Raw genomic sequence first — 20069 nt, 5'->3', positions numbered from 1 at the left:
GAGATTTTTTAAACATTGTTTATCCAATATATATTTGACATCTAAGTATTTTAGATTTGTACTAATTTAATTTTCTTTTATTACAACTCTAATTGCTGACAATCTTTCAAAGTATTATTAAGTTCTTCATCCGTAACAAATACAGGTATATAACAATTTCCGTCAAGCTTCCTTCTTTCCCCTTTAACTTAAGTTTTAGTAATATTTCTCCAAATCTAACGATACTCTATTTGGATTGAAATTATATCTCAAGCGTTATATTATTTTTACATATTTTGAATCGCTTTTTAAAATAATTTGATAGATAGTTAGATAAGATGAGAATGTAGCGCCTATTTTAATAAACTATTCCAAGTATCACCTTTAGATTCACCCGTGCATCAGCTTCTTATTTGTCAAAACGACTTAATACATCTTTTTTAATTGCTTCTAATTTTTCATCGCTATCTTCTAAAGTATATCCTTTAACTCCGAAATAGAATTTAATTTTTGGCTCAGTACCTGATGGTCGTAATGCGCACCATGTTTCATCAGTTAGGATGTATTTTAGTACATTTGATTTAGGTAGATTGATTTCAACAGTCGTACCATCCTCAAAATTTGTTTTAGCACTTTCCTTATAATCTTCTATTATTGCAATTCCAATACTAGCAAACTCTTTCGGTGGATTCATACGGAACTCATTCATCATTTGTTGAATTTGCTCAGCCCCGTCTTTCCCCTTCAACGTCATAGAAACTAAGTCTTCTTTAAAGAAACCATACTTTTCAAAGATTACTAGTAAACCATCATATAATGTTTTACCCTGGGACTTATAGTATGCAGCTACTTCACAAGCTAAAATTACAGATTGAACTGCATCTTTATCTCTTACAAAATCACGAATTAAATAGCCATAGCTTTCTTCATAGCCAAATTGGAACTTGTATTCACCAGTTTGTTCATACTCTTTAATTTTCTCGCCAATAAACTTAAAGCCAGTAAGTGTATCAATCGTATCAATGCCATAGTTTTGTGCAATTACTCGTCCAATTTCAGAAGTAACAATTGTTTTTAAAACTACACCATTCTCAGGTAAAGTACCAAGTGATTTCTTTTGTGATAATAAATACTCAAGCATTAACGCACCCGTTTGGTTACCTGTTAGAATCGTAAACTCACCTTCAGAATTACGCACAGCAACACCTAAACGGTCTGCATCAGGGTCAGTTGTAATTAATACGTCTGCATTTACTTGCTCACCGTACAGAATACTTAGTTCGAATGCCGCGTGTTCTTCTGGATTCGGAGATTTTATAGTTGTAAAGTTTGGGTCTGGAAGTTCCTGCTCTTTGACTACAGTTACATTCGTATAACCTAATATACTTAACCCGTTACGAACAGGAATGTTAGATGTTCCGTGTAATGGTGAGAAAACAATATTTAAATCCTTCGCATGCTTTTCTACAATTTCAGCATTCACAACAACTGTTTTTAACTTTTCTAAATAAGCTGAGTCTACTTTGTCGCCTATTATTTCTAGTAAACCATTAGCTAGTAAATCTTCTTTTGAAGCTACTTCTACTGATAATTCATCTTCAACTTGATCTACGAAGCTAGTTAATGCATCAGCTTCTGCTGGAGGAAGTTGACCACCATCAGGACCGTATACTTTGTATCCGTTGTATTCCGGTGGGTTATGACTTGCTGTTAGTACGATCCCACTAAATGCACCTAAATACCGAACAGCGAATGATAAAACTGGTGTTGGTCGTAAGCTTTCGAAAACATACGTCTTTATACCATGTGCACCAAGAGTTGTTGCTGCTTCTATTGCAAATTCAGGTGATTTGTGACGAGAATCGTATGCAATTACTACACCTTGGCGTTTTGCTTCTTCACCTTGATTTTCGATGAAACGAGCTAGCCCTTCTGATGCTTTTCGTACAGTGTAGATGTTTAGGCGGTTTGTTCCGGCTCCTAGTTCTCCTCTCATTCCACCTGTTCCGAATTCTAGGTTTTTGTAGAAGCTGTCTTCTATTAGTTTTTCGTTTGATTTAATTTGTTCTAGTAATGATTTTATTTCATTGTCTAATGATGGATGTTTGTACCATCTTTCAAATTGATTTATATGATTCATTTATCGTAACCTCTTTTTTAAATTATAGAGAATCAAAAAATTAAGCGTATGAATTATGCCTCTTTAAACATGAGAAGTAATTAAATCCATTTCACCATTAATAGAGAATTCTTTTACGTAGCATGGGATCAAGAAGTGCATTCCCTTTTTTAGTGAATGAGTTTCATCATTAATAGTAATATTTCCTTCACCTTCAACAACACTAGCTAAAAGGAAAGGATTATTATTTAGTAGATTTGTAGTTGCAGTAACTTTCCATCTTTCCACGGAGAAGAATTCGTTGTCTATAAATTCTGTAATTACAGTCCCTTCTTGTTGATATTCATTTCTTATTGGATCGGCATCAGCATGAGGAAAAGTAATGACGTCCATTGATTTTTCTATATGTAGTTCTCTTAAATTACCGCTATCGTCACGTCGATCATAATCATATAAACGGTAGGTTGTGTCTGAGTTTTGTTGTGTTTCTAGAATTAATGTACCTTTACATATTGCGTGTACCGTTCCGCTTGGTATATAGAAAAAATCTCCTGGCCTTATCTTAATTCGACGAAGAATTTCATCCCATTTGTTCTCCTCAATTGCGGAAAGAAATTCAACTTTTGACTGAGCATTATGCCCAATTATCAATTCAGCGTCTTCTTCACATTCAAGAACATACCAGCACTCAGTTTTTCCTAACTCACCGTTTTCATTGATTTGAGCATATGTATCGTTAGGATGAACTTGTACTGATAAATCATCCTTAGCATCTAGAATTTTTGTTAATAGTGGAAATTTTTCCCCTTCTAAATTTCCAAATAAGTGCCTTTGCTGACTCCATAGTTCGCTTAAAGTTAAACCTTTATGCTCACCATTAGCTACAATACTAGGGCCATTTTCATGAGCCGAAATAGCCCAACATTCTCCGATTTTGTTATTAGGAATTTCATAACCAAAGATTTCATTTAGTTGAATTCCACCCCAAATACGTTCTTGAAAGACCGGACTAAAAAAGAAAAGATCCTGTTTTTCTACTAATGCGTTCATTTACATAAACCTTCCCCTTAATTATTCTAATAACAAAAGGCCATCTAGAAATTCTAGATGGCTTTTTGTTTAAACTTTAAGTTTAATATTTCACAAATTTTATTTACAATTAATTCTACTTCATTTTCACATTTAACTTCATTTCTAATTGTTAAATCATTAATTGAATATAATTTTTCTAAAGTAATCGTTTCAGCTAAATTATATTGCTTTAAATATGAAATAGTATTACGATCTTCATTTAATGATTGCCTGTCAATGACATACAATGTCTTACCTTGATTTACAGCCTCACTAACTGTACCCCAGCCTGCTTTCGTTATTATGATGTCACTTGCTGCGATATAGTTTTGTGACTCTGTATATTCGAAAGGTATCTTAAATATATCGTTGCCTTCAGCTTGAACATTGGCTGAAACAATATAGACATTTTCAGCATTTGACCATATAGGTAAATTCATTAATGGCATATCTATTTTCATACCTATACCAACAAAAATTATCTTTTTGTTGCCAGATGGATTTACAATTTGTCTTATTCTATTTACTTCATTTAGATCAACTGTCCTACTGAAAAATGAAAAATTGAATTCTCCAACTCTACCCCATTTCTCTTGATTAGTTGCAAGAGAAAAATAGTAATCAAGTTGTTCATATGACTTTCTTAACTTTTCTAATTCCTGTTCTTTTAGCAAGTCTTTGTATGCAGAATACCATGTGAAATTGGAAATACCTATTGTAGGAACATCGATAATAGATCCTACCTCTATTCCAATTGGAGATATGTCAGATAGAATACCTACAATACTTTTATCTTTAAAATATTCTAGTTCATTTTCAACTATTTCTTCCCAATTATGATAGTAATCAGAAAGTCTATTTTTAAGTGCAATTGGGTCTGGCTCTATTGAATCTTTTTTAAGCACATATCCGATATCCGTCTTAACTTCATGATAAACAACACGTTCACCATATTCAACTAAAGATTCTTTTAAAAATTCTATAGCGAACGAATTACAAATAATTACCCTAACATCTGATGTTCTATTTAAAAAATTACGGATAACAGCAATACTTCTGGAAGCATGACCATATCCGTAATCTGAAATATAATATACGATTGTTTTCATACTAAATTACCCTATACTATATAATATTTCCAAGCATCTTTTATGATTTCTTCTAGGTCATTATAACGGGGGGTCCATCCTAGAATATTTTGAGCCTTTTTACTTGAAGCAACCGAATTAATCGGATCACCTTGTCTTCTTTCAACTATCTTATATGGAATTGACACATTTGTAACTTTCTTTGCAGTTTCAAATGTTTTTAAAACGGAAAAACCTTTTTCACTTCCTAAATTAAAAATCCCACTTTGAATATTGTTTTCAAACATTTTTTCTGCGGCTAATATATGAGCCAAAACTAAATCTTCAACGTGTACAAAATCCCGTATACAGGTTCCATCACCAGTTGGATAATCGTTACCAAATATTAATAATTCATCAATTAATCCTTTTGCTGCACATAATATACGAGGTATTAAAACCGTTTGATTAACCGGTGAAAAACCAACTTTATTACCTCCAGCTACGTTAAAATATCTAAAAATTACATATTCTAATCCATATGCACTATGACACCATTGTATCATTTTTTCACTTACTAGCTTGGTCTCACCATATGGATTAATTGGAGTTGTAATATCTTCTTCAGAAATTGATTTTTTATCTAAAAGTCCATAAACTGCTGCAGTAGATGAAAATACTATTTTATTGACACTTGCTAATTTCATTGCTTTCAATAGTGAATTTGTACCAGTAACATTATTATCATAATAGTCTAAGGGCTTTTCAATACTCTCAGGTACTACTAATTTTGCTGCAAAATGTAAAACAACATCAATATTTTCTCTATCAAAGAGCTCATTTAATATTTTGAAATTTCTAATGTCGCCCTTATAAAACGGAACACCCTCAATTAAAGCCTCTTCAGAACCTGTTGAAAGATTGTCTAGTACTACCACATCATGTTGTCTTTTTAATAATGCTTTAACTGCATACCTTCCAATATACCCAGCTCCACCTGTAACTAATACTTTCATTTGTATCCTCCAGTATCCAAGAGTTTAAATAAATTTATAATAATAAGATAAATTTTATAAATAAAAAACCAATTTAATTTATTTTTTTACTTTACTGTAGCACTCGCGCTCAATATCTAACCATTCTAAATATTTGCGCTCAATATCGCCTTCCACAACAGGAAAGCCAGTTTGAACTTCAATAAATTCTAAATTAGTAATGGCTTTTAATGAGTGGAAGTACCCAAACGGAATAGTTAAGACATCACCTTCACGAACCACACTTATTTGTCCATCAATTACAAATATTCCTTCACCTTTTACAATCGTCCAGACTTTTTCGCAGTGTTGGTGACAATGATAGCTTAAATTCTTTCCTGGTTGCATACTAATTCTTTTAGTTACGTTATGTGTCCCATCATCATATACCATATGGTCAAGTACACGATAAGAGCCCCAACGACGCTCTTCAAACATAGGACGCCGGTCTAAATTTTCAACAACTTCTTTTATCTTCTGACTTGCCATTTTTTCAGAAACTAAAATCCCGTCTGGACTCACTGAAACTATAGCATCTTGAATACCCATTATTGTTACAGGAATATGTAATTCATTAATGACATGAGTATTTCCACAATTGCCCCATTTAAAAACTTGTCCTATTGTATCAGAACCCATTTCCTCTGTTAAAGTGTTCCAAGTTCCAAGGTCTTTCCAATAGCCTTCATAGCCAATCGCAACAATCTTGTCTGTTTTTTCAACAACTTCATAGTCAAAGCTAATTTTTGGAAGTTTACTATAATTTGAAGAAAGTTCACTATAAACTAACGGCAAATCTTTTTCTTCAAGAATTTTTAACATTGCTCCTAAACGGAATGCAAATACACCACTATTCCAAATTGCACCGTCAATAATTAATTCTTCTGCTTCAATTTCAGAAGGTTTTTCTTTAAAATGACTTACTTTGATAACCCCGTTATTTACTGTTGATGGAACTATATAACCATACTTTGATGATGGATAAGTTGGGTTAATTCCCATTAAAGCTAAGTCCGCATCAGAATTTTTCAAAACATTTTCTAAATCTAAAACACGTTGAAAAAATGCTTTATCAACGTATGGATCAACTGGTAATACTGCAACAATTTCATTTTCGTCAATCAGTTCTTCTGAAAATAAAAAAGAAGAAGCTAATGCAATCGCTGGGAACGTATCTCGACGTTCTGGTTCAACAATTATTTTAACTTCTTCACCTATTTGACTTTTTATCATTTCTGTTTGTGTTTTACTAGTAGCAATTACAGTGTTTTCTGCTACCCCTAAGCTTTCTAATTGGTTCCAGACTCTTTGAACCATTGACTCTAACTCATTATGTTCATTAGATAATACTTTTAAAAATTGCTTTGAGCGTGAATCATTAGATAATGGCCATAATCGTTTACCTGAACCGCCTGATAATAGGACTAAACGCATCATATCTCTCCCCACTATTTATATAATTAATCCCAATTAAAATAGCCCTCATTTTCTTAATTAGAAAATAGGACTATTTTAATTTAATATACTCTCTAGAACAGGAACTCCCACTTCACGACCTATTGAATGATATTCAACTCCTGCTTGTGCCATGTCTTTAGGGTTATAACAATTTCTACCATCAAAAACGATTGGATTCTTCATTAAATTACTGAATTGATTAATGTCAAAATTCATAACATCTTTCCACTCAGTCATAATGAAGCACATTTCACTTTGATCCAATGCTTCAATTATTGAGGTAGTATACGTAATTTTGTCACCAAAATATTTCTTTGCATTTTCTATCCCAACTGGGTCATATGCTATTACATTTGCGCCACGTTCAGTAAGATAATTAATATTAGGAATCGAAGGTGCTTCTCGCATATCGTCTGTTCCCGGTTTAAATGTCAAGCCTAAGACCGCTATTTTCATCCCATCAAAATTTTCAACCATATTTCGTGCTTTTTTAATTAACTTCATTTTTTGATTTTGATTCACTTCAATTGCAGCCTTGATTGTTTTTAATTCATAATCATGATCACTTGCTAACCAATGCAAGGCTTTCGTATCTTTAGGAAAGCACGATCCACCATAGCCTAATCCTGCTTTCAGGAATCTATTACCAATGCGATCATCATAGCTCATCCCTTTAGCTACATCTTCAACATTTGCACTAACAATCTCACAAAGATTTGCTATGTCATTCATGAACGAAATTTTCAGAGCTAAGAAATCATTTGAAGCATACTTAATCATCTCCGCACTGCGACGATTCGTAACAACAATAGGTTGTTTAAAAGGTTGATAGATTTGTTCTAAACGTTCACGAGCCCAGTCACTTTCTACACCAATTACTATTCTTGAAGCATTTAAAGTATCACGAACTGCAGTTCCTTGTGCGAGAAATTCAGGATTGGATGCTACTTCAATATGCACATTATTCTTTAAATATTTTCTTAAGTTTGTTTCAATTTCATCATTGGTACCGATTGGAACAGTAGATTTAACAACGACTAATACATCATTTTCTACGTTTTCTGCAATTTGACGTGCTACTTTTTTTACATAATCTAAGTTCGCAGATCCATCACTTCGTTCGGGAGTTCCAACAGCGATCATAATAATATCTGCATCTTTATATGCATTTTCATAATCAGTAGTATAATCAATACGACTAGATTCATAGTTTATTTGCATTAAATCTTGAAGTCCTTCTTCATATATTGGAGAAAATCCTTGTTTCATTTTTTCAATTTTTTCTTTGTCTATATCTACACAAAGAACAGTGTTTCCTACTTCTGCAAGACACACGCCTGTGACTAACCCAACATAACCTGTACCAGCAATTGCAATCTTCATTTCTGAACCTCCAATAATTTTGAGTAAATCTCATATTTCAATTCTATAATTTGCAATTTCTTATATTTTTACGTCGAGCAGTATAATAAAATGTAGAATATATATATTCAACCTATGTTTTTTTAATCGTTATTTTTAAATAAAAGATATTCAAGTTGCCTAGTTTATACAGAAACAAATCTTATATAATATTGATGATTCATGGAGAAGTTTCTGCTAATCTATTGGACTCATTTGGGTAATCGTTCTTAGCATCACAAAAACTGTTTTTATCATAATTAATGCTTTACTTATTAATGTTTAAGTTTATCAATATTATTAATACTCACCCTCAAGAATCTCTGTCTATCTCTTTTATGATTCCATAAATTTTATTATAATAAATCGAATTGTCAGGGATACTCTTATTAACTATAGCTCCGGCTCCAATAACCACATTATTCCCGATTCTCACACCCGGTAGAATTATGGCATTGCTGCCTATCCAAACATTATTACCTATGTGTACTTCAGCTATAGTGAAACCTTGTTTCGAAATAGAGATATTCTCTTTATAGTTATGGTTATTATCATAAATGCAAACATTTTGACCAATTAAACAATCATTACCTATGTTTATACTTTTACGACTAACTAATGAACAATTATCATTAATAAAAACATTATTTCCAAATGTTAGATTTCCCCCAGTAACCCTTAGGCTAACATTATTTCTTATTACATTATTTCTCCCCACTATTAACGAAGAGCTTTTACCAATTATTAGTATTTCACCACCTTTTCCCATAGAAAATAAAGGTCCTTTTAAATATTTATTATAAATAATCTTATAGTTTATTGATTTGAATATACCTTTAGCTTTTCTGTAACCCCTAACTAATAACATCTACTATTCCTTCTTTTCATAAAATTGACTAAATATTAAATTATAGTCTGCGGATATTTTATTAATACTATATTCGCGCTCCATAATTTTAAGTAGGTTATTACCCTTATCAAAAAGAACTTCCTTAGGTTTTTGATAATTCAATATTTTTTTAATTTGACCAATAATTTTATTAATATGATCATTTTCATCTTGATAAATATAACTATACATATTCTCATATGAATTCACTTCATTTAAAGTGCCTATTCTTGGACAAATAACAGTTTTTCCTAATGAAAACGCTAGAATTGCAGCGCCTGAATTTAAACTGCTATTAATGTCATATGGCAATAATACTACATCACTTGCATATAAAAAATTTGGTATTTCCTCATTTTCAATAAATCTGAAAATAGGTATTATACTTTCATTTCCTCTTATTAATCGTTGCAGCTTATCTTCATATTCTTTACTTACGCATTTACCAGCAATAATAAACTTGATATTATTAACTTTAAATTCACTTGCTGCTTTTATAATTAATTCAATGTTTTTATACGGCTTTATCTGCCCTAAAAACAAAAATACTATATCCGAGGTACTTATATTATAATAATCTCTTAAATTAACATTCGGCTGATTGTATAGCCCAATATAATTAGGATGATTTACTTTTCTTACCTTATTTAATAATTTATTATTACCTGTTAAATTTGTTAATTCTAAATTTGTATCTTCACAGTGTGTAATTATTATATTTGACAAGTTTGCAAGTTTTATCATCATCTTTTTACTTAACTTTTCATTATTCGTGTTATGTGGAATTTTATTATGAACAGTCCATATTATTTTTTTATTGAATATCTTCAAAAAGAAAAGAAAACACAACTTAAATAAGTAATGTATATAAGCTTTAATGCTATTTTTATCGTATATATTTTCATACCAATTTAAATTAAAAACTTTTACCTCTTTAAAATTTTTAATATTCTTAATTGTTTCTCTAACACTCAAAACTTCAAATCCAGATTTTTCCATGGACTTAGTTACCTGATATATATATTTATTTTGATCCATTGCTTCTTCATTATATGGACTATAACATACCTTCATATGATTCTCCTTTTAAAAAACCTTTTCTACTTTTTGAATACTTTTACCAAATTAAGCACAATAAAGTAAGTAAGAATTTGAAGAGATTTATTATTATAAATTTGTTTTAATATATTTATAATTAGAATACTATTTAATTATAATGTGAAATTGATTTTGACGATTTATCTAAAGTTACTAAAATAATTAAAAAAAGAAAGAGAGTTTGATACCCCATATTCCATAAACTTCTTTCTGTAATAAAATAAATTAGTATATATATATAATAGAAAGAAGAAAATTGATAAAAATTCTTATCTTTTATTTTTCTTAGTTTCATTCCTGAGTAAATTAATATACCAATAAATATCATTGTTCCAATTATTCCAATTTGTAACATCAGTTCTAAAAATCCATTATGTGATCCACTTACGATTACTCCACCTATATATCCTGAGTAATTTGAAATAATAGATTGTTCTAATAGCGGATTATATCCCCAAAACGTCCCATATCCGTATCCAAAGATCAACCCCCTACCGGTTTGACTTATTATTGCATCCCATATATAAGTTCTCCCAGTAAATGTTAAATCTCTTCCTAAATACTGTAAAAAATATTCTTCAAAAATAGATTGGAGTTTTATTATAAAAATGACCGAGAGATTAATAAACAACCCAACATTTACTATATTAAGTTTATTCCGTAATAATTTGTTTATATAATATATAATTACAATAAGCACTAACGTAACTACAGAAGTTACACTATCACTCATGAACAGGAATATTGCCGAAGTAATAAGTGACATCAAGCCTAATATCTTCTTAAAAATATTACTGTTTCCTCTTAAATATATCAGATTAATTATCACAGAAAATATCATATAAGTAGCAAAGTTATTCTTATTCGGGAAAGATCCTGATAAAACTAACTGATCTTTATATCCTTCGAACGCTAAATTAGGTTCAAAAATTATAAATGCTAATGTTACAAGGTTTACAATTAAACTGCCCCACATGCTAATTTTTATTATCTCACCAAATCGATAACGTTTTATTAAACTTAGTGCGTAAACACATGTTCCTAAAAGAATTACTATTTTATATAATGAGTCAATCCTAGAATTTGAAAAAATTGCAGACTGAATAAATATATAAATAAAAAACAACATTAAACTTAACGGTAAAGTAAATTTCTTATCTCCTTTAAATGTGCTACCAATAAATAACAATAAACATAAATATATAGCTGTATAGTATAACATTTGATGTATATGAATAATATTATTAATAGTATTATTATTAAATTTGGTTAAAAAAGGAATGGTCCCTAATACAAGGAAAATATCAATAAAATAGAGGAAAATTTTTATAGTTTTCTGTTTCATTAGTTAGGCTTTATTGGCGTATTTATTATATATTTGTTGCATAAGTACACCTTTATTTTCCCATATATATTTTTCTTGAATTCTATTAAATGAACTTATTCCCATTTCGATTCTCTTATTATAATCGTTTCCTAATAATTCAATTGACTTTACCAAATCATCAACAACTTGCTCTTTATTATTAATATTAATTTTGATAGCACAATTTTCATCTAACATATCCGCAGCACCATGATGATTTAAAGAAATTACAGGTAAACAATTAGACATTGCCTCCAAGACAACGTTACCAGAAGTATCTCTTAAGCTTGTAAATAAAAAAATATCTGAATACCTATATTCATTAAGCGTGTCAGCATAGCTTAACTTTCCTTTAAAACTAAAATAATTGGACATACCGTTTTTTTCTAGAAGTTCTATATATTTTGATTTTAATTTACCTTCACCAATTACAATAACTTCATATTTATCTTTATTTGCTATTCTACTAAATGCATCTATCAATAATTTAAAACCCTTTATATAGATTAAATTTCCAACCCATAGGATTCTAATCTTATTATTTTCTTTCCGAACTATATAATTACAGCTCTCTTTTTTTACCCCAGTCTCTAGCATTACTTCATATTTATCATCAGGTAAATCTAAAAATCTTGCAGTATCATTATTTGCAACAATTATTTTCGATGAGTTTGCTATTGATTGGGCTAAATATTTGCTCTTTTTACTTCTATTGTTGACAAAACTTCTTATTTTCTCTAATTTTTTATTCCAGTTTCCTTCACAATAATCAATCAATTCGTTCTCGATTTCTTGAGCGCCACCAATAGGACCTAGTATAAAAGGTACACCAATTTTCCATAGATATCCGGGATTACGAAACTCGTTATATGTTACATGATGAATAATTTGAAACTTCTCTTTTTCATTTAATTTTTTTAAGTATTTCACTATATATCTCTGCCATAAATAATAATAGAAATGTATTATTTTGCTATGTGTATATTTTTCCATCAAAGATATGAATGGTATACTTAAATAAATGAATTTTATATTTTCATTTTCACTATTCATTTCAATTTCACTTCTATTACTACTACGAGTGACTACCCATACTTCATTGAATTTTGACATCTCTCTTGCCCAGTTCCAACCCACACCTGGTTCAGAACCTCTTATTGGACTACATGCAAAAGCTGACATTAATATTTTCATAAATACTCTTTACCTTCCTTACATGTATCAATTAGATTTTTTAACTTTCCTATATAAACTTCACGGGAAAATTCCTTGTTACTTTTTCTTATACAATTACTTCTCATCTTTAAGTAATCTTCAGAATTAACATTCCAAATTTTTGTGATTTTCGAACTGAACCCAGCTTTATTTTTGCTATTAAATTTGTATCCAGTTATTCCTTCATCTACTAGTTCTCCTAATCCACCTCTATCAGACGCAATAACTGGTGTCCCTAATCCATAACTTTCAATAACTATACGGCCAAATGGCTCATCCCAGTCTGATGGTATAACTAAACAAAGAGCATTCTTCACTAGATTTTCTTTTTCAATACCATTTTTAAATCCTAAATATTCTATATTACTACAGTTATTTTTAGCTATAAATCCTTCAACTTCATCCTTCATAGGACCTTCACCAATAATAAATAACTTTTTATCTTGATGATCCTTAAATGTTTCCAAAAGAATATTTACTCCTTTTTCTTCACTTAATCTCCCCATATATAGAAAATATTTTACCTTTGGATTAAAACTTGTATCTGAGCTTATATTATTAATAAAATGATATAATACTTCAAATTTATCTTTATTTAGTCCATATTTTAAATGTTCTTCTTTAACAAAATGTGATATAGCCACGTATTTTGTTATATTATTTTTGAAATATTTCTCAAATACTTTTTTGTTAATTAGTTTTAGAATAGTGTAAATATAACTTTCTTTATAACATTTATTTTTTACGCCAATCATACTACTACTTTTTATACATTTATTACATATATTTGCATTCAAGTTTTTGCTTCCATTCATACATAATAGGTTATAATTTTGAACATACTTTAATATAGGAATATTATATTTACTCAATATGTAGTAGATACTATTACTAATTAGTGGCGATGTATTATGAACAATTGCAAAATCAATATCATTTTTCTTCAATATTTCTTCTACTTCAACTATTGTAGAAAGGTTATATACTGATTTTAGTCCATATTTTATTTTAGAAAATATATTTTTCTTATTAGATATCTCTCTGTTATTTTTATAATACCTTATTACTTCTACTCCATTATTCTCCAATTCCTTTGCAATTAGTTTTGCTGAAGTTGTTTCCCCCCCAGGTACTAAATAATCATTATGAATTTGAATGCATTTCATCAATATTCTTCCTTTTGAATATAATTTCTTTTAATACATAAAAAATAAATTTTGTATTAGTTTCTAAATATCTCTTAAATAACCTTTTTGGATCCTGATATAACCTATACAACCACTCTAAAGAACACCTTTGCATAACTAAAGGAGCTCTTTTAATTTTATTAGCATGATAATCAAAACCTGCACCTACACCTATCATTAGTGAATTAATTTTACTTTTTTGATTGTACATCCATATTTCTTGCTTCGGGGCACCTAATCCTACCCATAAAAAATCCGCATTTGTTTCATTAATTTTATTTATCACACTCAAATTTTCTTCTTTAGTCAAAGGACGAAAAGGTGGAGAAATTGTACCCACAATATTTATTTTCGGAAATCTACTTTTTAGATTTTTTTCTAATTCTTCTAAAGTCTCTTTAGTACTGCCGTAAAAAAAATGACTATAACCTTCTTTTTCAGAAATATTAAATATCTCACTCATAAAGTCTGGTCCAGTCACTCTCTCTGACTCGTCAAAACCTCTTTTTTTGATAATTACAGAAAGAGGCGCACCATCTGGTAACGCCAACAAAGCGGAATTTTGAACTTTTAAATAGTCTTCTCTTTCATAAGCCATTACGGTGGTGTGCACATTAGAAAAACAAATATAATCTCCTTTAATTTCTTGTAAGTGATTTTTAATAAGGGACACTAGTTTTTTCATTGTTATTACACTAATATTAACTTTTAATATCTTACTTTTTTTCATATAGATTATCCTTTATAATTAATTAAACATTATCTTTACTTTATCTTCATTAGAAACTTTTTCTTCATCATGAGTCACCATAATTTTAACTAATTCCTCAAATGAAGTTTTAGTTGGATTCCAACTTAGTAAAGTCTTCGCTTTAGTTGGATCACCTAACAGTTGATCTACTTCTGATGGACGGAAGAATTTTTCATCAACTTCGACAATTACTTCACCTGTTGATTTATTTATACCTTTTTCTTCTATCCCCGTTCCATTCCATTCAATTTCAATACCAACATGTCTAAAAGCTAATTCTACAAACTCACGAACTGAATGCATTTCTCCAGTCGCTATTACGAAGTCTTCGGGTTTATCATGTTGAAGGATTAACCACATGCATTCTACATAATCTTTTGCATACCCCCAGTCACGTAAAGCGTCTAAATTACCTAACTTTAGTCTCTTCTGTTTATTTTGAGCGATTCGGGCTGCTGCAAGTGTGATTTTACGAGTAACGAATGTTTCACCACGACGCTCAGATTCATGGTTAAAAAGTATACCGTTTACTGCAAACATGTTGTAAGATTCGCGATAGTTTTTTGTAATCCAGAATCCATATATCTTTGCCACACCATATGGAGAACGAGGATAAAATGGAGTTGTTTCTTTTTGTGGTACTTCTTGGACTTTTCCAAATAGTTCAGATGTTGAAGCTTGATACACACGAGTTTTTTCTGTTAAACCCAAGATTCGTACAGCTTCTAGAATATTAAGAGTACCCTTTCCATCTACATCTAGGGTATATCCAGGCGTATCAAATGATACTCGGACATGTGATTGCGCAGCCAAATTGTAAATCTCATCCGGACGAATTTCGCTAATTAGACGAATCACATTTGAAGTATCAGTTACATCACCATAATGTAAAATAAAATTTTTATTTGTCATAAACGCGTATTTCTCATCATTAAATAGAACTTCTAGGCGCTCTTGATTATAAGAAGAACTGCGTCGGATAATTCCATGAACTTCATAATTTTTTTCTAATAAATATTCTGCTAAATAAGACCCATCCTGTCCTGTAACACCAGTTATTAAAGCTATTTTCTTCATTGACATTTTGTTGTTCTCCCCGCTCTCTTAATTCGTTAACTGAAATTGTGCTAAAAATGCTGCATATGCTTTTACTAATCCTTCATCTAATGAGGTTTTTGCCGTCCAACCTAAAGAATTAACTTTTGTTGTATCTACTAATTTACGTGGTGTACCATCCGGTTTTGTTATATCAAATACTATTTCTCCTTCAAAGCCCACTACATTTTTTATTTTGTCAGCTAATTCACCAATGGAAATATCTTTCCCAACTCCCACGTTTACAATTTCATTTCCTTCATAATTGTTCATTAAGAAAATACATGCATCTGCTAAATCATCTGAGTATAAGAATTCACGTAGAGGTGTACCTGTTCCCCATACAGTTACAGTTGGATCATTGTTTTCTTTTGCTTCATGGAATTTGCGTAATAATGCCGGTAACACGTGTGATGTATGTAAATCAAAGTTATCGTTAGGTCCGTACATATTTGTAGGCATTGCAGAAATATACTTTGTACCATATTGACGGTTATAAGATTCACACATTTTAATCCCTGCAATTTTCGCTACTGCATAGGCATCGTTTGTTGGTTCTAGCTCACCAGTTAATAAATATTCTTCTTTTAATGGCTGAGGTGCCAATTTTGGATATATACATGTACTTCCTAAGAATAATAGTTTTTGTACACTATTTTTATAGGCAGCATCAATGACACTAGTTTGAATTAATATATTGTCACGAATAAAATCTGCTGGATACTCGTTGTTTGCAACAATTCCTCCAACTTTAGCTGCTGCTAGAAAAACATATTCTATTTTTTCCACAGCAAAAAATTCTTCAACTGCTTTAAAATCACGCAAATCTAGTTCTTTACTATTACGAAAAACTAAATTTGTATAGCCTTCTTCTTGTAATTTTCTTAAAATTGCTGAACCTACTAAGCCACGATGACCAGCTACATATATTTTCGAATCCTTCTTCAATTTTCTCTCTCCTCATTAAAACGCGTTGTTTGAACCGAATAATACACCAATCGTTTTTAAGATAACCTTAATGTCATAAATTATTGATCGATTATTTATGTAAGTTAGATCTAGTTGAACCATTTCATCGAAACCTACACTGTTACGGGCACTAACTTGCCATAGCCCAGTACAACCAGGCGTAACTAGTAATCTCTGTTTATCATAATCAGTATATTCATCAACTTCTCGAGGAAGTGGTGGTCTTGGACCAACGAGTGACATGTCACCTAACAAAACATTAATGAATTGAGGTAACTCGTCAATCGATGTTTTTCGAATAAATCTACCAATGTTAGTAATTCTAGGATCATCCTTCATTTTGAACATTGCACCAGAAACCTCATTATACTTTAGGAGTTCCTTTAATCGTTCTTCTGCATCAGTTACCATTGAACGGAACTTGTACATTTTAAATTCTTTTCCATTTTTACCGACTCTTGTTTGATAAAAGAATACCGGTCCTTTCGGATCTTCTAACTTTATAAAAATTGCTACTACAATAAATACTGGTAATAATAATAGAAGACCCAAGATTGCTCCGATTAAATCCATTAATCTCTTTGTTATCAAATAGATCCTTCTTTTTTCAACTATTTCTTTCGATAAGAGTGGTTGAGAAGCATATTCTGATTTTTCAAATCTCATTGCTTTCAATCTAATCATCCATCCTTATTTAATATTTACTGCTAACATTTCATGTAAATACTTCAATAAATCTTCTCTTAATTCTTCATTCTTTAATGCAAAGTCAATTGTTGTTTTAATAAAGCCTAATTTCTCTCCAACGTCATGGCGTTTTCCTTCAAAGTCATATGCAAACACACGTTGAATTGAATTTAACTTTTGAATGGCATCTGTTAATTGAATTTCTCCACCTGCACCAATTGATTGTTCTTCCAAGTACATAAAAATTTCAGGTGTAAATACATAACGTCCCATAATCGCTAAATTAGAAGGCGCTGTTCCTGGTGCTGGCTTTTCAACAAAGTTTTTTACTTCGTATCTTCTACCTTCTTGCATAATAGGTTCAACAATGCCATATCGATGCGTTTCTTCTTCTGGTACTGTTTGAACACCAATTACTGAAGAATATGTATTGTCATATTGGTCCATTAGCTGTTTTAATCCTGGTGTTTCAGCTTCTACAATGTCATCACCAAGTAAAACTGCAAATGGTTCATTCCCAATAAAATTACGAGCACACCATACTGCATGACCTAAACCTTTAGGTTCTTTTTGTCTTATGTAATGAATGTCGATATTTGATGGAGCTTTAACTTGTTCTAATAATGCATATTTTTCTTTTTCTAATAAATTTTGTTCCAGCTCATATGAATAATCAAAATGATCTTCAATTGCGCGTTTTCCTTTACCTGTTACGATAATGATATCTTCAATACCTGATTCAATTGCTTCTTCAACAATGTATTGAATTGTTGGTTTGTCTACGATTGGTAGCATTTCTTTCGGCATTGCTTTTGTTGCAGGTAAAAAGCGTGTCCCTAAACCCGCTGCTGGTATAATTGCTTTTCTTACTTTCTTCATTCACTAAGTCCCTCCATTGCTTTCCCCAAATTAATAAAGTTTCCACTTCTATATTCATGTGAATAAATACACAAGAAGAAACTCTATATTTTTTTAAATTAAATATAATTTAGGGCATCTAACCCCTCCTCACACTATACCTCTGACGACTGGCGTCTAAGCAGATCATTTCAAGTTTGTTACTCCTTTTCTCGAATACGCATAGCCTGTTTTGTTTGAGTGATTTCATAAGGTCTATTTGTATTAAGATAAATGGAAAACTAATCAATTTCATCATCTACCACAATATAGCCGAGTACCCCCATTAATAACGGTAAGGAGATATCACCGATCATTTATTAGATTCCTAGTAAACGAACAAAAATATTCTGTTTTAATTTAAGAGGTTCTTCTGGATAAAGAATGTCTCCATTCACAATTGATTGAGCATTTTCCCTCATTTGAAACTCGGTATCGATCCCAAATTTTTCTCGGATGATTTCATACGCCTCAATTAATTCAAAATTCCGATTTTTGGTGTTATGTGCATCTGATGCAATAGTATGTACCCAATTTGCCTCAATACATTTAAAGGCAAACTTTTGAATTTTTTTACCAAAATTACCAGTTATTGAAGAAGCAGTTAGTTGAGTTAATATACCTTTTTGGACAAGGTCAAAAAGAATATATGGTTCGTTTATAAGAACCTTGTTTCGTTCAGGATGAACAAGAATTGGTGTAATGCGGTTTGCTTGCATCTCATAAAATAACCGATTTGCAAAATGCGGTATATGGGATGATGGAAGCTCACATAATACATACCTTCTTCCATCATTAATTGAAACAATTTGATTAAGTTCAAAGTCTTGAATCAATTCACCATATAGCCTTACCTCTTGTCCAGGTAGAATCGTTAAAGGGATATCTTTTTGTTTTAATACAAGATTTAACTCTTCTACCTTTTCAAGTATTGTTTTTCTGTCTGTATTGTATCGTCCGTTCTGATGATGAGGTGATGCAACAATTGTATGTATCCCATTGTCCACAGCTGCTCGAGCCATATTAATACTATCTTCCATTGTAATTGGACCGTCATCTAGGCCAGGTAAAATATGACAGTGAAGGTCAATCATTTTTCGCTACCATAATAATCGTAATAACCGTCTTTATCCTGTTCCGCTCGATTTAATACAACTCCTAGGATATTGGCGTTTACTAGTGTTAATAGCTCTTTTGCTTTTTTAATTTTTTCTTTTGCCGTGTATCCTCTGCGGACAACTAAAATCGTTCCATCACATACTTGTGAAATGATTTGAGCATCAGTAACTGCTAACAATGGAGGCGCATCAAAAAGAATCACATCATATTGTTCATGCATTTGTGCAATCAATTTCTTCATTCTCTCTGAAGATAATAGTTCAGATGGATTTGGTGGAATAGGACCCGAAGTTAGAATTGATAGATTGCTAATATCAGTTTTTTGTATAACGTCCTTTAAGGACTTTTCTTGCGCAATAGCCGTTGTTAAACCTTTAAAATTCTCTAATTTAAAATCAGAATGCAATTGAGGTTTACGAAGATCTGCATCTACTAAGAGAACTTTCTTTTCTTGCTGAGCATATGTCACTGCTAGATTTGCGATTGTCGTTGTTTTCCCTTCAGACGGTTCTGAAGATGTCACTAAAATTGATTTTATTTTTTTGTCGACCGAAGAAAATTGAATGTTCGTACGAACTGTTCGATATTGCTCTGCAAATGGTGATTTAGGGTTTGTTAATGTAATAAGAAATCTTTTTAATTTTTCTTTTGCTGTTTTTTTAACCAT

Annotated in this window: 18 protein-coding genes; all 18 read right to left on the bottom strand. The window is 31.0% G+C overall.

Going from position 1 to position 20069, the window contains the following annotated elements; all coding sequences use genetic code 11:
• Positions 1-388: 388 nt before the first annotated feature.
• The gene (locus BM319_RS12810) at positions 389-2119 is read right to left on the bottom strand and encodes a phospho-sugar mutase (protein WP_091022982.1); all 1731 of its coding nucleotides are present in this window, start codon (positions 2117-2119) and stop codon (positions 389-391) included.
• A gap of 63 nt (positions 2120-2182) precedes the next feature.
• A complete protein-coding gene (gene manA / locus BM319_RS12805; RefSeq protein ID WP_091022979.1) occupies positions 2183-3148 on the bottom strand; it encodes a mannose-6-phosphate isomerase, class I in 966 nt (321 codons plus the stop codon).
• A gap of 53 nt (positions 3149-3201) precedes the next feature.
• Complete coding sequence (locus tag BM319_RS12800) at positions 3202-4278, bottom strand: glycosyltransferase (protein ID WP_091022977.1); 1077 nt, start codon at positions 4276-4278, stop codon at positions 3202-3204.
• A gap of 11 nt (positions 4279-4289) precedes the next feature.
• Positions 4290-5252: a UDP-glucose 4-epimerase GalE gene (gene galE / locus BM319_RS12795; RefSeq protein WP_091022974.1), complete on the bottom strand. Its 963-nt coding sequence runs from the start codon at positions 5250-5252 to the stop codon at positions 4290-4292.
• A gap of 78 nt (positions 5253-5330) precedes the next feature.
• Positions 5331-6704 (bottom strand): sugar phosphate nucleotidyltransferase, encoded by a 1374-nt coding sequence (locus BM319_RS12790; RefSeq protein WP_091022972.1) that lies wholly within the window; start codon positions 6702-6704, stop codon positions 5331-5333.
• Positions 6705-6782: 78 nt separating this feature from the next.
• Entirely contained in the window at positions 6783-8111 is a 1329-nt protein-coding gene (locus BM319_RS12785) for a UDP-glucose dehydrogenase family protein (RefSeq protein ID WP_091022970.1), read from the bottom strand.
• 331 nt (positions 8112-8442) lie between these two features.
• On the bottom strand, positions 8443-8997 hold the full coding sequence (locus tag BM319_RS12780) for an acyltransferase (RefSeq protein WP_286143755.1): 555 nt from the start codon (positions 8995-8997) through the stop codon (positions 8443-8445).
• A gap of 3 nt (positions 8998-9000) precedes the next feature.
• Entirely contained in the window at positions 9001-10092 is a 1092-nt protein-coding gene (locus tag BM319_RS12775; protein ID WP_091022968.1) for a glycosyltransferase, read from the bottom strand.
• 133 nt (positions 10093-10225) lie between these two features.
• Positions 10226-11461, bottom strand: coding sequence for an O-antigen ligase family protein (locus BM319_RS12770; RefSeq protein ID WP_091022966.1), 1236 nt, complete (start codon positions 11459-11461; stop codon positions 10226-10228).
• 3 nt (positions 11462-11464) lie between these two features.
• Positions 11465-12676 (bottom strand): glycosyltransferase family 4 protein, encoded by a 1212-nt coding sequence (locus BM319_RS12765; RefSeq protein ID WP_091022964.1) that lies wholly within the window; start codon positions 12674-12676, stop codon positions 11465-11467.
• A complete protein-coding gene (locus BM319_RS12760; protein ID WP_091022962.1) occupies positions 12673-13863 on the bottom strand; it encodes a glycosyltransferase family 4 protein in 1191 nt (396 codons plus the stop codon). The genes BM319_RS12765 and BM319_RS12760 overlap by 4 nt, the downstream gene beginning before the upstream one ends.
• A complete protein-coding gene (locus BM319_RS12755) occupies positions 13841-14614 on the bottom strand; it encodes a WecB/TagA/CpsF family glycosyltransferase (protein WP_091022960.1) in 774 nt (257 codons plus the stop codon). Before BM319_RS12755 ends, BM319_RS12760 begins: the two co-directional genes overlap by 23 nt.
• 18 nt (positions 14615-14632) lie before the next feature.
• Entirely contained in the window at positions 14633-15712 is a 1080-nt protein-coding gene (gmd, locus tag BM319_RS12750) for a GDP-mannose 4,6-dehydratase (protein ID WP_091023226.1), read from the bottom strand.
• A 27-nt stretch (positions 15713-15739) separates the two neighbouring features.
• A complete protein-coding gene (gene fcl, locus BM319_RS12745) occupies positions 15740-16678 on the bottom strand; it encodes a GDP-L-fucose synthase (protein ID WP_091022958.1) in 939 nt (312 codons plus the stop codon).
• A gap of 15 nt (positions 16679-16693) precedes the next feature.
• Positions 16694-17365 (bottom strand): sugar transferase, encoded by a 672-nt coding sequence (locus BM319_RS12740; RefSeq protein WP_091023224.1) that lies wholly within the window; start codon positions 17363-17365, stop codon positions 16694-16696.
• Positions 17366-17389: 24 nt separating this feature from the next.
• Positions 17390-18265, bottom strand: a complete 876-nt coding sequence (gene galU / locus BM319_RS12735) for a UTP--glucose-1-phosphate uridylyltransferase GalU (protein ID WP_091022956.1) — start codon at positions 18263-18265, stop codon at positions 17390-17392.
• A 338-nt stretch (positions 18266-18603) separates the two neighbouring features.
• Positions 18604-19377, bottom strand: a complete 774-nt coding sequence (locus tag BM319_RS12730) for a tyrosine-protein phosphatase (protein ID WP_091022954.1) — start codon at positions 19375-19377, stop codon at positions 18604-18606.
• A complete protein-coding gene (locus BM319_RS12725) occupies positions 19374-20069 on the bottom strand; it encodes a CpsD/CapB family tyrosine-protein kinase (RefSeq protein ID WP_091022952.1) in 696 nt (231 codons plus the stop codon). Before BM319_RS12725 ends, BM319_RS12730 begins: the two co-directional genes overlap by 4 nt.

This window comes from Bacillus sp. UNCCL81 (assembly GCF_900112535.1).
Classification (GTDB): Bacteria; Bacillota; Bacilli; order Bacillales; family Bacillaceae_G; genus Gottfriedia; species Gottfriedia luciferensis_B.
Note: the sequence above shows the minus strand (reverse complement) of the source record. Positions and strands in the feature narration are given on the sequence as shown.

Coding starts and splice junctions, on each gene's coding strand:
- BM319_RS12810 (WP_091022982.1), bottom strand. CDS start 2,119: ATGAATCATATAAATCAATTTGAAAGATGGTACAAACATCCATCATTA.
- manA (WP_091022979.1), bottom strand. CDS start 3,148: ATGAACGCATTAGTAGAAAAACAGGATCTTTTCTTTTTTAGTCCGGTC.
- BM319_RS12800 (WP_091022977.1), bottom strand. CDS start 4,278: ATGAAAACAATCGTATATTATATTTCAGATTACGGATATGGTCATGCT.
- galE (WP_091022974.1), bottom strand. CDS start 5,252: ATGAAAGTATTAGTTACAGGTGGAGCTGGGTATATTGGAAGGTATGCA.
- BM319_RS12790 (WP_091022972.1), bottom strand. CDS start 6,704: ATGCGTTTAGTCCTATTATCAGGCGGTTCAGGTAAACGATTATGGCCA.
- BM319_RS12785 (WP_091022970.1), bottom strand. CDS start 8,111: ATGAAGATTGCAATTGCTGGTACAGGTTATGTTGGGTTAGTCACAGGC.
- BM319_RS12780 (WP_286143755.1), bottom strand. CDS start 8,997: ATGTTATTAGTTAGGGGTTACAGAAAAGCTAAAGGTATATTCAAATCA.
- BM319_RS12775 (WP_091022968.1), bottom strand. CDS start 10,092: ATGAAGGTATGTTATAGTCCATATAATGAAGAAGCAATGGATCAAAAT.
- BM319_RS12770 (WP_091022966.1), bottom strand. CDS start 11,461: ATGAAACAGAAAACTATAAAAATTTTCCTCTATTTTATTGATATTTTC.
- BM319_RS12765 (WP_091022964.1), bottom strand. CDS start 12,676: ATGAAAATATTAATGTCAGCTTTTGCATGTAGTCCAATAAGAGGTTCT.
- BM319_RS12760 (WP_091022962.1), bottom strand. CDS start 13,863: ATGAAATGCATTCAAATTCATAATGATTATTTAGTACCTGGGGGGGAA.
- BM319_RS12755 (WP_091022960.1), bottom strand. CDS start 14,614: ATGAAAAAAAGTAAGATATTAAAAGTTAATATTAGTGTAATAACAATG.
- gmd (WP_091023226.1), bottom strand. CDS start 15,712: ATGAAGAAAATAGCTTTAATAACTGGTGTTACAGGACAGGATGGGTCT.
- BM319_RS12740 (WP_091023224.1), bottom strand. CDS start 17,365: ATGAGATTTGAAAAATCAGAATATGCTTCTCAACCACTCTTATCGAAA.
- galU (WP_091022956.1), bottom strand. CDS start 18,265: ATGAAGAAAGTAAGAAAAGCAATTATACCAGCAGCGGGTTTAGGGACA.
- BM319_RS12730 (WP_091022954.1), bottom strand. CDS start 19,377: ATGATTGACCTTCACTGTCATATTTTACCTGGCCTAGATGACGGTCCA.
- BM319_RS12725 (WP_091022952.1), bottom strand. CDS start 20,069: ATGGTTAAAAAAACAGCAAAAGAAAAATTAAAAAGATTTCTTATTACA.